The following is a 13,648-nucleotide window of genomic DNA, read 5'->3' on the forward strand; positions in this document are numbered from 1 at the left end:
GACCTTTTCTCCCCAACCCCCCATCACCACAGGAGAATCCGTGCTCAGACGGAAAAGACTGACCGGCCGCCACGCCATACCGAGAGCGCTCACGGCGGTCGCGCTGGTGGCGACCACCGTGACCGGAATCGAGTTCGCCACGCAGGCCTCGGCGAGCGCGGCGAGCACGGCCGCCGCCGCGATCCCGACCGGGTACACCACCGTGGTCAACAAGGGCAGCGGCAAGTGCGTCGACGCCCGCTCGGCCGCGAGTGCCGACGGCACCGCCGTCCAGCAGTACACGTGCAACGGAAGCACCGCGCAGAACTGGCAGTTGGTCGCCACCGACGGCGGCTACTACCGGGTGAACAGCAACCTGAACGCGGCCGAGGCCTGGGACGTCACCAGCGTCTCGACCGCCGACTCCGCGCTCATCCAGACGTGGACGTACTCCGGCGGCAACAACCAGCAGTGGCTGCCGGTCGCGGAGGCCGACGGCGCCTACCACTTCGTCAACCGCAACAGCGGCAAGTGCCTGGACGTCCCGAGCGCATCCACCGCGGACAGCGTGCAGCTCGCGCAGTACACCTGCAACGGCACCGCCGCGCAGTCCTTCACGCTCGGCACCGTCTCGACGAACCCGCCGGGCACCCCCGACTTCGGTCCCAACGTGACGGTGTTCGACCCGTCGATGTCGGCGTCCAGCATCCAGTCCAAGCTGGACTCGGTCTTCTCCCAGCAGCAGACCAACCAGTTCGGCTCGGCCCGCCAGGCCCTGCTGTTCAAGCCGGGCACGTACAGCGCGAACGCCAACGTCGGCTTCTACACGCAGGTCGCCGGTCTCGGCTTCTCGCCGGACGACGTGACGATCAACGGCGCGGTGCACGCGGAGGCCGACTGGTTCCAGGGCAACGCGACACAGAACTTCTGGCGCGACGCCGAGAACCTGTCGGTCAACCCCACTGGTGGGACTGACCGTTGGGCCGTCTCGCAGGCCGCCCCGTATCGGCGCATGCATGTGCGCGGCAACTTGGCACTGGACGACGGCGGTTGGTCCAGCGGCGGCTTCATCTCCGACACCAAGGTCGACGGGCAGATCCAGTCCGGGACCCAGCAGCAGTTCCTCACCAGGAACTCCACGATGGGCAGTTGGTCCGGCTCCAACTGGAACATGGTCTTCGTCGGCGACCAGGGCGCACCCGCCCAGTCCTTCCCGACGTACACCAACGTCGCCAGCTCCCCGACGATCCGCGAGAAGCCCTTCCTCTACGTCGACAGCGCGGGTGCCTACCAGGTGTTCGTACCCGGACTCCAGTCCAACGCCGTCGGTACGACGTGGAGCGGGAAGACCCCGGCGGGCAAGTCCCTGCCGATCGACCAGTTCTACATCGTCAAGCCCGGCGCGACCGCGGCCGACATGAACACCGCCCTCGCGGCCGGCAAGAACCTGCTGGTCACCCCGGGCGTCTACCACCTCAACCAGACGATCAACATCACGCGCCCCGACACGGTCGTGCTGGGCATGGGCCTGGCCACCTTCGTGCCGGACGGCGGGATCACCGCGATCTCCACGGCCGACGTGGACGGCATCGAGCTGGCGGGCCTGCTGGTCGACGCGGGCACCACCAACTCCGCGACGCTGGTGCAGATCGGCCCGTCCGGTTCGACCGCCACCCACGCCTCCGACCCGACGCAGTTGTCCGATGTCTTCGTCCGCATCGGCGGCGCCACCGTCGGCAAGGCCACCAACTCCCTTGTCATCAACAGCGCGAACACGATCATCGACCACACCTGGATCTGGCGGGCCGACCACGGCAACTCCGGCACGGTCGGCTGGACCACCAACACCGCGGACACCGGACTGATCGTCAACGGCGCCAACGTGACGGCGTACGGCCTGTTCGTCGAACACTTCCAGAAGACCCAGGTCGTCTGGAACGGCAACGGCGGCAGAACGTACTTCTTCCAGAACGAGATGCCCTACGACCCGCCGAACCAGGCCTCCTGGATGAACGGCTCCGGGAAGGGCTATCCCGCCTACAAGGTCGCCGCGTCCGTAACCAGCCATGAGGCATGGGGACTTGGCAGCTACTGCTACTTCAGCTCCAACTCCAGCGTGGTCGCCGATCACGCCTTCGAGGTGCCGAGCGTGTCCGGGGTCAAGTTCCACGACATGGTGACCGTCTCGCTGGGCGGGGTCGGCACGATCAGCCACATCATCAACAGCACCGGCGGACCGTCCAACTCCAGTACCAACGTCGCCTACTTGACCAACTACCCGTAGACCGCACGGAAAGGATCGATCACCAGATGAACACCATCAGATCCGGTTCCACCCGCGCGGCCCTGCGGGTCCTGCTCCTCCTGGCGACCGTGCTTGGCTTCGCGGTGGCACCGCCCGCCGCCCACGCGAGCACCGCGGCCACGCCGTTCAAGGTTCTCGGCCTGTACAGCGGTACGTACGACGCGGCGCACATCGACTTCGAGAAGGAGGCGAACGTCTGGTTCCCGCAGCAGGCCGCGGCGAACGGCTACACGTACACGTCCAGCACCAACTGGGATCTGCTCGCCAACGGCGGGGTCAACGCGTACCAAGTGGTCCTTTTCCTCGACGACTTGCCGCAGACGTCCGCCCAACGCACCGGTTTCGAGGCATACATGAGGGGTGGGGGCGGCTTCATGGGCTTCCACGTCTCCGCCTTCACGACGGACGCGGCGAGCTGGTCCTGGTACCACAACACGTTCCTCGGCTCGGGGAACTTCGTGTCCAACACCTGGGGTCCGACCGCGGTGACCCTGAAGGTGGAGGACCACTCGATCCCGCCCACCGCCGCCCTGCCGGCCACGTTCACCTCGTCGGTCAGCGAGTGGTACAGCTGGTCCAACGATCTGCGGCAGAACCCGGACATCAAGATCCTCGCGTCGATCGACCCGAGCAGCTTCCCGGTCGGCACCGACCCCAACCAGTCCTGGTACAGCGGGTATTACCCGATCATCTGGACCAACACGAAGTACAAGATGCTCTACGCGAACTTCGGTCACAACGCGATGAACTACACGACCAACACGCGTCTGTCGTCGACGTTCGCGAGCGCCACCCAGAACCAGTTCCTGCTGAACGGCCTCAAGTGGCTCGGCGGGGGCGACACTTCGACCCCGCCGACCGACACCCCGATCTCCGAGACGTCCTGGTACTCCGTGCAGAACGGCGGCAACGGCACCTGCGTCGACGCCCGTTCGGCGGCCACGGCCAACGGGACGGCGATCCAGCAGTACGCCTGCAACGGCACGGCGGCGCAGCAGTACCAGTTCCGCTCAACTGACAGCGGGTACATGGAGATCACCGCGCGCGGCAACCCGGCGCAGGCCATCGACGTGGTCGACCGCTCGACGGCGGACAACGCGGCGTTGCAGCTGTGGGCCTACTCCGGCGGCACGAACCAGCAGTGGCAGCCCGTGAAGGAAACGAGCGGGCGCTACCACTTCATCGCCCGGCACAGCGGGAAGTGCCTGACCGCCGCCACCGCGGCGACGAACAGTGTCCAGCTCACCCAACGGACCTGCGACGGCTCGACCGCGCAGGCCTTCACACTCGCCGTGCAGTCCTGAGCCTGTCCGGCGACCAGGGGCGCCTCTGCCGCATCGCGTGTCGATGCGGCAGAGGCGCCCCTTCGCTTTCTCCCCCACCCCCACGTTTTCGGCGATAACAGCAGACTGTTGTCATCGATACGCACGAGTGTTACCGTCGCTTACATGAACACGAGATCGCTGATAATCGAGGCGGCGGCGGAGCTGATCGCGCGGTCGCCGAGCGGCGACGTCTCGACGCGCGCGGTGTGCGAGGCGGCGGGTGTCCAACAGCCCGTGCTGTACCGGCTGTTCGGCGACAAGGACGGACTCCTGGCGGCGACGGTCGACCACGTGTGGGACCAGTACCTGGAGACCAAGCGCGCCGCGGAGAAGTCGGCGGACCCCTTGCAGGATCTGCTCGCCGGGTGGAACAGCCATGTGGCGTTCGCGCTGGGACATCCCAACGCCTACAAGTTGATGTTCGCCCCGGCGCTGCGCTCCACGCCGGAGGCGGCGCAGGAGGCGCTGCGGATCCTCCGCGCGGTGCTGGAGCGGCTCGCCGCGCAGGGCCGGATGCGGATCGCACCCGGGATCGCGGCGCAGATGGTCATGACGGCCACCACCGGTGTGGCACTGGCGCTGATCACCCGCCCCGAGCTGTATCCGGACGCCGGGCTCTCGACGCTGGTCCGGGACGCGATGGTCCAGGCGATCCTGCTCGACCCGGCGGCGGACACGACGGCCCACGACGACGCCCGTACGGCGGCGGCGACCACGCTGCTCTCGTCCCTCGGCGATCTCACCCCCGAACCGTTCACCCCCGCGGAGTCGGCCCTGCTCGGGCAGTGGCTCACGCAGATCCCCGGCTCAACGCGGAACCCCGCCTCCACTCAGCTCCCCACCTCACGGAAGGACCCTCACCATGACTGACACCGGCACCCCCACCCGCGTCGCCCTGGTCACCGGCGGCTCCGGCGGCATCGGCCGCGCGGTCGCCGAGCGCCTCGCCAAGGACGGCATCGCCGTCGGCGTGCACTACGCCGGCAACAAGTCCCGCGCCGACGAGACGGTCGCCGCGATCACCGCGGCCGGCGGCCGGGCGATCCCGGTCGGCGGCGACGTGGCCGACGAACAGGAGATGGCGGCCGCCTTCGACGCGGTCGAGGCGGAGTTCGGCGGCCTCGACGTGGTCGTCAACACCGCTGGGATCATGGTCCTTTCGCCCATCGCGACCATGAACCTCGACGACCTCGACCGCATGCACCGCACCAACATCCGCGGCACGTTCGTCGTCTCCCAGCAGGCGGCCCGCCGAGTACGCGCGGGCGGCGCGATCATCAACTTCTCCACCACCGTCACCCGCACCAAGTTCCCGACGTACGGCGGCTACGTGGCGAGCAAGGCCGCGGTCGAGGCGATGACCCTGGTGCTGGCCCGCGAGTTGCGCGGCAAGGACATCACCGTCAACACCGTGGCCCCCGGCCCGACCGCGACGTCCCTCTTCCTCGACGGCAAGGACGAGGCGACCGTCCAGAACCTCGCCAAGGCCGCCCCGTTGGAGCGCCTCGGCGCACCGGACGACATCGCCGAGTCGGTCGCGTTCCTCGCGGGCCCGGCGCGCTGGATCAACGGCCAAGTGCTGTACGCCAACGGCGGGTTGGCCTGATTCTCGCCCCAGGAATCCACCCGCCTGCCCGGACAGCGTCTGCGGAGGACGCTGTCCGGGGGGCGTGGAGCGTCAGAGCCAGCGGCGGAACGGCTCCTGGAACACCAGCACGTTCGGGCGTTTCCTGCCGACGGCCCTTTCCGCGAGGGTCGTCACCGAGAAGTGCGAGGCCAGGAGCGGCCAGGCGATGACGACCGTCGACAGCGCGGCCATGATCGGATACTCCGTGATGAGCTGGTCCGCGCTCCAGTACATCAGCAGCGTGAAAACGGACGCCAGGGACGCGGGCAGCGAGAAGACTCCCAGGACGAGAACGACTCCCAGCGTTGTCTCCAGAAGAGGCATCGCGAAGCCGAAGAAATGCGGCCATTCCGCGAGGGTGGCATCCGAGAAGCTTTTGAAATAGCCCGGAACCCTGCTGTTCGACTTCGCACTGTTCGCCACCAGAAGAATGTCCGCCGCGCCGAAGTGCGCCCGGTATTTCAGCGTCCCCTCGTGGAGCCACAGGACTCCGAGGGTGACCCTGATCGCGCCGGCGAGTGCCGCCGCGATCAGGCTCGGGCGCGAGACAGGCGATTTCATGACAGTTTCGCGGCGCCGAATACCGCCTTCGCCTTGTCGCAGTGGATGACCACGGTGCTGTAGCCGGACGCGTTGACGCCGTTGAGGGCGAACGTCTGGGACTTCTCGTCGTACTTCACGCCCCCGAGCTGCTTGCCGGCCGACACGGCGGCTTCGTCCGTGCCGTTCGTGAGGTAGACATGCAGGTCCGGTCCCTCGTCGGACGAGAAGCCCGACAGCGTGACATCCGAACCGCTCACCTTCGCGGTACCGGTCACCTTCTTGCCGTTGAGCCCCCCGAACATGCCCTGCTTGTCCGCCGACTGCATCGCGGGCTGCGAGGCCGACATGGAGGCCGCCGCCTTCGAGGTGGAGTCCTTGTTGTCAGATCCGCCGCACGCCGTGAGCGTGAAGGAAATCGCAACGAGAGCCACGCCGGCAAACCCGATTTTCCGCATACCAATTTTCCTCTTCTTGATTCCACTGGAATCGGCGACAATAGGAACGGGCTGCCGCCGACAGGAACAACCTACCCACGGAAAACACGAAGAGGTCCCGTCGCCAGGGGGACGTAAGAAATGCATCACATTTATTGCGAGTTTCTGACGTCCGGCGGCCTCCGCCGCTGGCCCTCGACCTGCCTGGCTGCCTGCCTGGGCCCCGATGCTCGCGCTGGTTCATCCGTCAGCGGGCCGGCTCGGCAGTCTGCTGATCAACGTCGAGTTGAGGGGATGCGGACCGGCGACGGGTCCGGAAACGAGACGGGAGCCTCCGCCTCAGGGGCCGGCATGTCGTCGACCCTGGTCCCCGATCCCGTGCGGGAGGTGAGGTAGCCCTCCGCCGTGAGCTGCTCGTACGACTGCACGACGACCCAGCGCGAACATCCGAGCCGCTGCGCCAGCTTACGGCTGGCCGGGAGAGGCGACCCGGGGGGAAGTCTCCTGGTCTGGATGGCCAGCCGAAGGGCCTGTTCGAGCTGCGCGTGCAGGGGCCGGCGGGGGTCCAGCGGGTCGACATCGAGATAGAGCTCGCCGCGCTGCCCGTCGTCGACTGTGAAGGACATCTTTCTCGCCATCGTTACGAGTGAGGCAATGAGGACGGCTGTTGTGCGGGCGTCGAGGCGGCATCGTCGTCGAGCCTCACCCGCGTACCGCGTACGAGCCACTGACCGAACGGACGGTTGGGATGTGAGCAGTTAAAACGTGGCGGAATCCGATGTCAAGGCACAAGTGAGGCGCCGGCACCCCGAAGGGCTCGGAGCGAGGCCCCGGCCGAACGCGCACTCCAGCGGAACGTTCGACCGCGTCGCCCCGAGCAGCCCCATGGCCTCGCTCCAGCAACTCCGATGACACAGGCGGCCTGTTGCCGGTACATGTCGCTCAACTGCCCTGCCTACGGCCCCCTTTCGACCTACGCCGGGGACACGTCCGGTCCGATGCCGCGGAACTCGGGTGCCGGGGGCAGCGGTTCCGTCCCGTCCGGCTGGGTGCGCATGCCGTCCAGCAGCAGGCGCAGGTAGCGCCGCCACAGGTCGGGCTCTCCGGTCTGGTCGGTGACCGCGGCCACCATCAGCTGGATCATCGGGAGATCCATGTGCTCGACGTCGGGGCGCAGCGCCCCCTGCTCCTTGGCGCGGGCGATCAGTGGATCGACCAGGGGCTTGATCCGCCGGTCGACAAGGGCGTGCCGCTGGGCGGCCTTGCCGGTGCCGAGCATGACCTCGCGCAACCCCCGGTCGTGCGCCTGGAGTTCACACACCTTCTCCAGGCTGGACGCCAGTCCGTGCCACGGGTCGGGATCGGCGGCGGCTTCCCGGGCGGACGCCTCGACCTGGTCGATCATGTCCTCGAAGACCGCGTCGACGAGCTCTTCCTTGTTGGAGAAGTGCCGGTAAGCCGTCCCCACCCCGAGTCCCGCGTGGCGGGCGACGTCGTCGAGGGTCGCGGCCAGGCCCCGGTCACGGAACACCTCGCGGGCGGCGGTCATCAGGCGGCGGCGGTTCAGCTCGGCATCGCGCCGCAACGGCGGTCTGCCGGGTTCAGCGGGCTCCGCCATGCCAGTCGTCACGCCTTCCGGATGATGCCCAATCGTCCAGCTCATCGTACCGGCGCGATCACTCCCGAAACAAAAGCGGAGATGGCGTCTCCGTTTGATGTTACGGTGACAGAGTCAAAACGGAGATGCGATCTCCGTTTACCACATTGTGTCAGCGGGAGAAGAAGACATGGACATGGGCATGGACATGCGCGGAGAGAACACAGCACCTCAACGGAAGGCCCGGGCAGGCTGGTGGAGGGGCGGCGCCGCCGTCACGGTCACCATCACCGCGGGACTGGCCCTGGTCGCCTGCTCCTCGGGCGGCAGCAGCTCGGCCGCCGGTACATCCAGCCCCGGCGCGAAGACGGCCGCCTGCTCTACGGGCGCGACCGCATCCGGTGCCGGTGCCGGAACGCCCCCAGGGACGCCCACCGGAATGCCGTCGGGCAACGCGGGAGCCATCACCGTGGCCAAGACCATCAAGAAGTCGGACACCAGCACCAGCACGGTGATCGACCCCAAGGGTGCCCAGATCCGGTGCGCCGCCTCCGGGATCACCACCACGCACGACATCACGTACGCCTCGCCGACCACCAACGGTAGGAAGAGCGACCTGAAGCTGGACATCCAGGTGCCCACGTCCACGTCGGGCAAGAAGCCCCTGGTCATCTACCTGACCGGCGGCGGGTTCGTCATGGCGGACCGCACGGCCAACCTGAATCAGCGCACCTATGTCGCTGATCAGGGGTACGTCGTGGCCAGCATCCAGTACCGCACCACCAAGGACGGCGCCACGTACAAGGGCGCCGTCGCCGACGTGAAGTCCGCGATCCGGTACCTACGCGCCAACGCGGACCAGTACTCCATCGACGCCGACCAGGTCGCCGTGTGGGGCCAGTCCGCGGGCGGGTACCTGGCGGCGATGACCGGCGCCACCAACGGCGAGAAGTCCTTCGACGTGGGCGACAACCTGGGCCAGAGCAGCCAAGTACAGGGCGTGGTCGACGAGTTCGGCCCGGCCGACCTCTCCAAGCTCGCGGCCGACTACGACACGGCGGCCCAGAAGGCCAACTACGCGGCGGGCAACAACGCCGCCCAATGGGTCTACGGCCCCGGCACCAAGAAGTCGATCGCCAACCGCACCAGCGAGGTCGCGGCCGCCGACCCGAGCACCCACATCACTTCCAAGACCGCACCCTTCGTCATCTTCCACGGCAGCGCCGACAACCTGGTCTCACCCAGCGAAACCCTGAACCTCCACACGGCACTGCGCGCCAAGGGAATCGACAGCACCCGCTACGTCCTCACCGGCGCCGGCCACGGCGACCTGTCCTTCACCGGCGACACCTCGGCCTCCCTGCCCTGGTCCACCCAGGAGACGTTGGGCCACATCGTCGACTTCCTGGGTCGGCACCTCAAGTAGCCGAGAATCAGGCGGTGTTGCCGATGACACCACGGGCGGCGAGCCGGAAGGCCCTGACCTCCTGATAGAGGATTCGCTCTCGCTCGGCGGCAAGGGCCACGTCCTCGGCTCTGCGCGTGACATCCCCGGCGCGAGCGTTGTCGGCCATCCGCCGCATGACTTCGGAGAGGCCGCTGGAGGCGTCGGCGACTCGCCCGATGACTTTCACGAGAGAGTCCGGTCCTTCGAGGATCACGACTTCGGCGGCGCGATGGACCTCGCGGGCAAGGGCGATGAAGCGACGTATCTTCTCATCGACATCGGGCAGTTCGGGTTCGTCCGAACGCAGTGCGTCGAGTACGGCGTCCATGGCGATGTCGCGGTCATGGAGCGCGCCGAGGTAGCCGGCGTAGGCATCGCGGCGATGCTGACGGCGCCACTGGTCGTTCTGAGCCCGTGTCTGTGTCCGGCCGCTCACGATCGCGGCGCCGAGAGTGGCGACGGAGCCGACAGCGGCGCCCAGCAGCGCGGCGAGTCCTGCGTCCATCCGCCCAGTCTGCCGTCGCCGGACACCGTCCGGAAACCTGTCACGGTTCGTCACGCAGCGTGCGGCCGGGACTCTGCGTCTGACACAGTGTCCCTTCATCCACACATCAGGGGCGTACCGTGTCCAACTCCGTATTTACGCCACCAGGTCAGCCGGCAAGGGCCGCCGGATCACCTCCGAGGAAGACGCGCGACTGGAAGCTCATCGGTGGAGTCACCGCGGGCGTTCTCGTCATCGGCGGTCTCGGCACCGCCTGCCACAACACCACTGGTGCAGGCGGTAGTTCAACCGCCACCGCGACCAGCACGGGCAGCAACGCCAAGACCGGCGGCAAGACCAGGACCGTCCCCGACTTCGTGGGCATGGGTCTTCAGTCCGCGCAGGACGCCGCCCAGAAGCAGGGCTTCTACACCCTCAAGTCCCACGACTCGCTCGGCCGCGACCGCCACCAGATCCTCGACCGGGACTGGAAGGTCTGCTCCCAGAACCTGAAGGCCGGTACGACCACGTCCACGGACACCCAACTCGACTTCGGCGCGGTGAAGTCGGACGAGACCTGCCCGGCGAAGGACCGGTCCGCGCCCACCGCGGCCGGCGGAACGATGCCGGACTTCAAGGGAAAGTCGGTGAACACCGCCCGGGACGCGCTCCGCTCCAGTACGTCGATCACGGTCAAGGACGCCTCCGGCAAAGGGCGTTACGTACTCCTGGAGTCGAACTGGCAGGTGTGCTCGCAGAAGCCGCCCGCCGGGACGAAACTGAGCGGGCAGCCGGTTGAGTTCTCCGCGGTGAAGTTCGGGGAGTCCTGTCCGTAGCCGCACTTGACGGCCCGCCCGGTGAGACCGGTCGGCTCGGCCGAAGACATGTCAACAGCCCCTCAAGGAGGTCCCCATGAGCGCCCCCTATCTGCCCCCGCCCTGGGGAGCACGGGTGATCGGCAACCGGATGGCCAAGCTCTTCGCGCGATCGGTGCTGAGCACGCTGAGCGTTCGTGGGCGGACCAGTGGGCGCCTGCGGAGTGTGCCGGTGGCCGTCCTCGAACACGACGGGGAGCGTTATCTCATCGCGCCCCGCGGCAACACCGAGTGGTCCCGCAACCTGCGTGTCGCGAAGAGCGGGCGGCTGCGACGCAAGGGCGTGACCGAGGAGTTCGAGGCGATCGAGGTGCCGACCGATGAGCGTCCGCAGTTGATCGCCGTCTACCTCGAACGGTTCGGTCGCTTCCCCACCGTCGCCGAGACCTTCCGCCAACTCCCCGACCCCGCCGACCATCCCACGTTCCGGATCGTCGGCTCTCGCAGCCTCCGCTAACCGCTCACCACGCGCATCACCAAACTCGCCACCGAGCCCATACGCCGCTTGCGAAGGTCCAGCACGGGCGACGTGACCGAAACGCCTTGAGACGCGAGCAAGTTCATCAGGGCCCAGATGGTGTCGGGGCGTCCCGACAACGGGATTCCCTGGCCGTCGGGGGCGACGACCGTGGCCGGGGTGACGCCCGCGAGAAGGCTGCTCCGGCCCCAATCGACGTCGTACGAGACGCCGTTGGGGCTGGCGATGAGGACGACCTCCTTGGTGCGGTGGAGGACCGTCAGGTAGTCCATCGGTACCGTCAGTCGCCGGGCGGCGTCGAACGGGGGTGTGCCGTCGGCCGGTTGGATGCGCAGGACCGTGTCGAGGACGGGGCCGTGGTCCTGGAAGGTGGTCCGTGCGCGCATCTCCAGGAAGCGGCCGCGCACCAGGACACCGCCCCGGCGCGACCAGCGTCGGCCGACCGAGCCGAACGCGGCCTTCTCGCCCGGGAGTTGGTCGGCGAGCCGGCGTGCTTCCTCGCCCGGTTCGCTCACCGGCGCCTGTTCCTCGGGGACGGCGCGGTCCCGGTCGGCCAGGTCGGCGTAGCGTGCGGCCGTGTGCGGGTCCAGGTGCCGGAGGTCGACTGTGTCGCCGGCCATGACGACGCCTCCGACTTCCCGGGATATCCGCATCTGCTGGAGCTGGCGGCCAACTCGCCGTGTCACCTGGGACGTTCGGCCTTCGAGGTCGATCACCCGGTAGGTCCTTGTGCCCGAGAGCAGGTTGCTGCGCGGCCAGTGGGGGGTGACGGTTCGCTGAGCCCCCGGAGCGGCCGGGGCGCCGACGAGGACGACCAGGCGTCCCGCCGTGATCGCCGAGAGGCACAGGGACGGCACCCGCCACTCCCCCGTCACCTCGAACCCGCCGGTCCCGTCGGTCTCCTCGGCGTCGTGCACCCGCAACCTGAGCCTGATGAGCGGCGTGAACTCGTCGGGCGTGTAGTTGCCGTAGTGGGTCGTGAAGGTCGACTCGCCGTCGGGGTTGTACCGGGCCAGTGACGCCTCCAGTACGTCGGCCCGCACCAACTGCGCCTGCGTCGAGCTCTGTTCGGAGCGGGGCGCGAACATCACGAAGGTGTCGTCGGGGTACCGGTGGCTCTCGCCCTTCACCGGGTGTCTGCGCGTGATCCGGGGAAATTCCTGGCGCGTGCTGGTGATCGCCAGGACGGGGATCATGACGGTACCGACCAGCCCGAAGGCGAACAGGATCGCCGGCCAGTGCCAACCGGGGTATTCGCTCCAGGCCGAGTACCCGACGGCGAGGAAGAACGGGGCCGCCGAACAGCAGACCGCGATGAACAGACAATTGCCCGTGAACACACTGGTATGACTGCGCATTTGCCCTTCCTCCTCCATGCAGTCGCTCGATCAATGCACTGGCTCTCCGCACTCGCTCACAACTCGACACGGAACCGCCCGCCCGACGCGTCCACCACGGCCGCGAGCCGACGGCCGACACGCAGGCCGGGATGGTTCGTACGTCTCCAGGTCGCCTCGAATGCCCGCAGTCCCGGCCCGCTGACGCGCAGACCCACCTCGACGCCGGAACTCTCTCCGTCCCCTTCGAAGTCGGTCAGGTCGGTGATCTCGGCGACCGCCGGGACCCCGACAGCGTCGAGCCGCCGGTTCTCCTCCCGGCTGACGGCCGTGTTGCCCCAGAGCCCCAGGCCCACGGGACCGAAGACCACCGCGAAGCCCAGCGTGACCGGGCCGCACACGACCATCACGGCGGAGATGGTGTATCAGAGCTCCGAAACCCCGGCCCCGCTCCGCTCCAGTCGCTCCGCCAGGGCTTGCAGGCCGGCGCGGCGAGGTGGGTCGTAGAAGACGCTCTGGCGTCGTCTGTTGGGGCGGGTGCGGATCACCAGGAGGCGGCTGCGGCCGGGGCGGAACTCCAGGCGGGGCTGCTCCCAGATGTGGTACCGGCCGGCGTCGATCTCGCCGAAGACCTCCAGCACGGTGCCGTCGAAGGCAAGCATGGTGGAGTCGGTCAGCGGCACTGCGGAGAACGGTGTCCGGGTCACGGTGCGACGCCGTCTCCGGCGTAGAGGTAGCTCCCGGGATGCGCGGGGTCGGCCACCAGCAGGACCTGGTCGCCGGCGCGGGGTATCCGCAGCTTGGAGACGATGGTGTGGAGGGTGATCCGGTCGGTGCTCCCGGTCGGTTGGACGACCAGGTCGACCACCGGGTCGTGGTTGACCAGTTGGCCGGTGTCACTGATCGACACGACGACGGCGGTCGTGGTCGGCGCTCCCGCGGCGAGCAACTGCTGTACTCCGAGGCCCGAGTTGTACGCGCCGACCGACTGCTGGACCCTGGCGAAGTCCTCGTTGCCGAGGAACGCGCGGGTCGTACGGCCGTAGAAACCCTTGCCGCTGGCCACCTGGCCCGCGATCTCGGCGGCCCGCTCCTCGCGGCTCTTGCGACGCCCGAAGATTCCCATGGCGGTGCTCCTTCTGGTCGGGGTGGATTCCCGTGGTTCCCGCTGTCCCGGTGGACGCTAGGCGGCTCCGGTCGCCTACCGATCCCAGGTT

At 68.0% G+C, this 13,648-nt stretch carries 16 protein-coding genes; 7 read left to right on the top strand and 9 right to left on the bottom strand.

Features of this window, described 5'->3' with window-relative positions:
- Positions 1-40 precede the first annotated feature (40 nt).
- The 4 genes from OG194_RS02630 (at position 41) to OG194_RS02645 (ending at position 5,215) form a co-directional block, all read left to right on the top strand.
- On the top strand, positions 41-2,263 hold the full coding sequence (locus OG194_RS02630; RefSeq protein WP_327399167.1) for an RICIN domain-containing protein: 2,223 nt from the start codon (positions 41-43) through the stop codon (positions 2,261-2,263).
- A gap of 26 nt (positions 2,264-2,289) precedes the next feature.
- Positions 2,290-3,588 (top strand): ThuA domain-containing protein, encoded by a 1,299-nt coding sequence (locus tag OG194_RS02635; RefSeq protein ID WP_327399168.1) that lies wholly within the window; start codon positions 2,290-2,292, stop codon positions 3,586-3,588.
- Positions 3,589-3,732: 144 nt separating this feature from the next.
- A complete protein-coding gene (locus OG194_RS02640; RefSeq protein ID WP_327399169.1) occupies positions 3,733-4,479 on the top strand; it encodes a TetR/AcrR family transcriptional regulator in 747 nt (248 codons plus the stop codon).
- The gene (locus OG194_RS02645) at positions 4,472-5,215 is read left to right on the top strand and encodes an SDR family oxidoreductase (RefSeq protein ID WP_327399170.1); all 744 of its coding nucleotides are present in this window, start codon (positions 4,472-4,474) and stop codon (positions 5,213-5,215) included. The genes OG194_RS02640 and OG194_RS02645 overlap by 8 nt, the downstream gene beginning before the upstream one ends.
- 72 nt (positions 5,216-5,287) lie before the next feature.
- Here the strand turns inward: OG194_RS02645 and OG194_RS02650 are convergent, their stop codons facing one another.
- The 4 genes from OG194_RS02650 to OG194_RS02665 all read right to left on the bottom strand — a co-directional run bounded on the left by OG194_RS02650 (position 5,288) and on the right by OG194_RS02665 (position 7,831).
- The gene (locus OG194_RS02650) at positions 5,288-5,797 is read right to left on the bottom strand and encodes a hypothetical protein (RefSeq protein ID WP_327399171.1); all 510 of its coding nucleotides are present in this window, start codon (positions 5,795-5,797) and stop codon (positions 5,288-5,290) included.
- Positions 5,794-6,210 (bottom strand): DM13 domain-containing protein, encoded by a 417-nt coding sequence (locus OG194_RS02655; RefSeq protein WP_327399172.1) that lies wholly within the window; start codon positions 6,208-6,210, stop codon positions 5,794-5,796. The genes OG194_RS02650 and OG194_RS02655 overlap by 4 nt, the downstream gene beginning before the upstream one ends.
- A gap of 278 nt (positions 6,211-6,488) precedes the next feature.
- Complete coding sequence (locus OG194_RS02660; RefSeq protein ID WP_327399173.1) at positions 6,489-6,839, bottom strand: winged helix-turn-helix domain-containing protein; 351 nt, start codon at positions 6,837-6,839, stop codon at positions 6,489-6,491.
- 347 nt (positions 6,840-7,186) lie between these two features.
- A complete protein-coding gene (locus OG194_RS02665) occupies positions 7,187-7,831 on the bottom strand; it encodes a TetR/AcrR family transcriptional regulator (protein WP_327399174.1) in 645 nt (214 codons plus the stop codon).
- Positions 7,832-8,000: 169 nt separating this feature from the next.
- Between OG194_RS02665 and OG194_RS02670 the strand changes: the two genes are divergently transcribed.
- Positions 8,001-9,236: an alpha/beta hydrolase gene (locus OG194_RS02670; RefSeq protein ID WP_327399175.1), complete on the top strand. Its 1,236-nt coding sequence runs from the start codon at positions 8,001-8,003 to the stop codon at positions 9,234-9,236.
- A gap of 7 nt (positions 9,237-9,243) precedes the next feature.
- On the opposite strand, the gene OG194_RS02675 is transcribed toward OG194_RS02670, so the two are convergent.
- A complete protein-coding gene (locus OG194_RS02675) occupies positions 9,244-9,762 on the bottom strand; it encodes a proline dehydrogenase (RefSeq protein ID WP_327399176.1) in 519 nt (172 codons plus the stop codon).
- Positions 9,763-9,881: 119 nt separating this feature from the next.
- Between OG194_RS02675 and OG194_RS02680 the strand changes: the two genes are divergently transcribed.
- Positions 9,882-10,577 carry a PASTA domain-containing protein gene (locus OG194_RS02680; RefSeq protein ID WP_327399177.1) on the top strand — a complete coding sequence of 232 codons (696 nt, stop codon included), beginning with the start codon at positions 9,882-9,884 and terminating at the stop codon, positions 10,575-10,577.
- Between the two features lie 76 nt (positions 10,578-10,653).
- Entirely contained in the window at positions 10,654-11,073 is a 420-nt protein-coding gene (locus OG194_RS02685) for a nitroreductase/quinone reductase family protein (RefSeq protein WP_327399178.1), read from the top strand.
- Here the strand turns inward: OG194_RS02685 and OG194_RS02690 are convergent.
- From OG194_RS02690 to OG194_RS02705, 4 genes are read right to left on the bottom strand one after another with little or no spacing between them, the layout of a single operon-like run.
- Positions 11,070-12,452: a hypothetical protein gene (locus OG194_RS02690; protein WP_327399179.1), complete on the bottom strand. Its 1,383-nt coding sequence runs from the start codon at positions 12,450-12,452 to the stop codon at positions 11,070-11,072. The genes OG194_RS02685 and OG194_RS02690 overlap by 4 nt on opposite strands.
- 56 nt (positions 12,453-12,508) lie before the next feature.
- Entirely contained in the window at positions 12,509-12,841 is a 333-nt protein-coding gene (locus OG194_RS02695) for a hypothetical protein (RefSeq protein WP_327399180.1), read from the bottom strand.
- A gap of 15 nt (positions 12,842-12,856) precedes the next feature.
- On the bottom strand, positions 12,857-13,138 hold the full coding sequence (locus tag OG194_RS02700; protein ID WP_327399181.1) for a hypothetical protein: 282 nt from the start codon (positions 13,136-13,138) through the stop codon (positions 12,857-12,859).
- Entirely contained in the window at positions 13,135-13,557 is a 423-nt protein-coding gene (locus OG194_RS02705) for a hypothetical protein (RefSeq protein ID WP_327399182.1), read from the bottom strand. The genes OG194_RS02700 and OG194_RS02705 overlap by 4 nt, the downstream gene beginning before the upstream one ends.
- Between the last annotated feature and the right edge of the window lie 91 nt (positions 13,558-13,648).

This window comes from Streptomyces sp. NBC_01288 (assembly GCF_035982055.1).
In the GTDB taxonomy this organism is placed as follows: Bacteria; Actinomycetota; Actinomycetes; order Streptomycetales; family Streptomycetaceae; genus Streptomyces.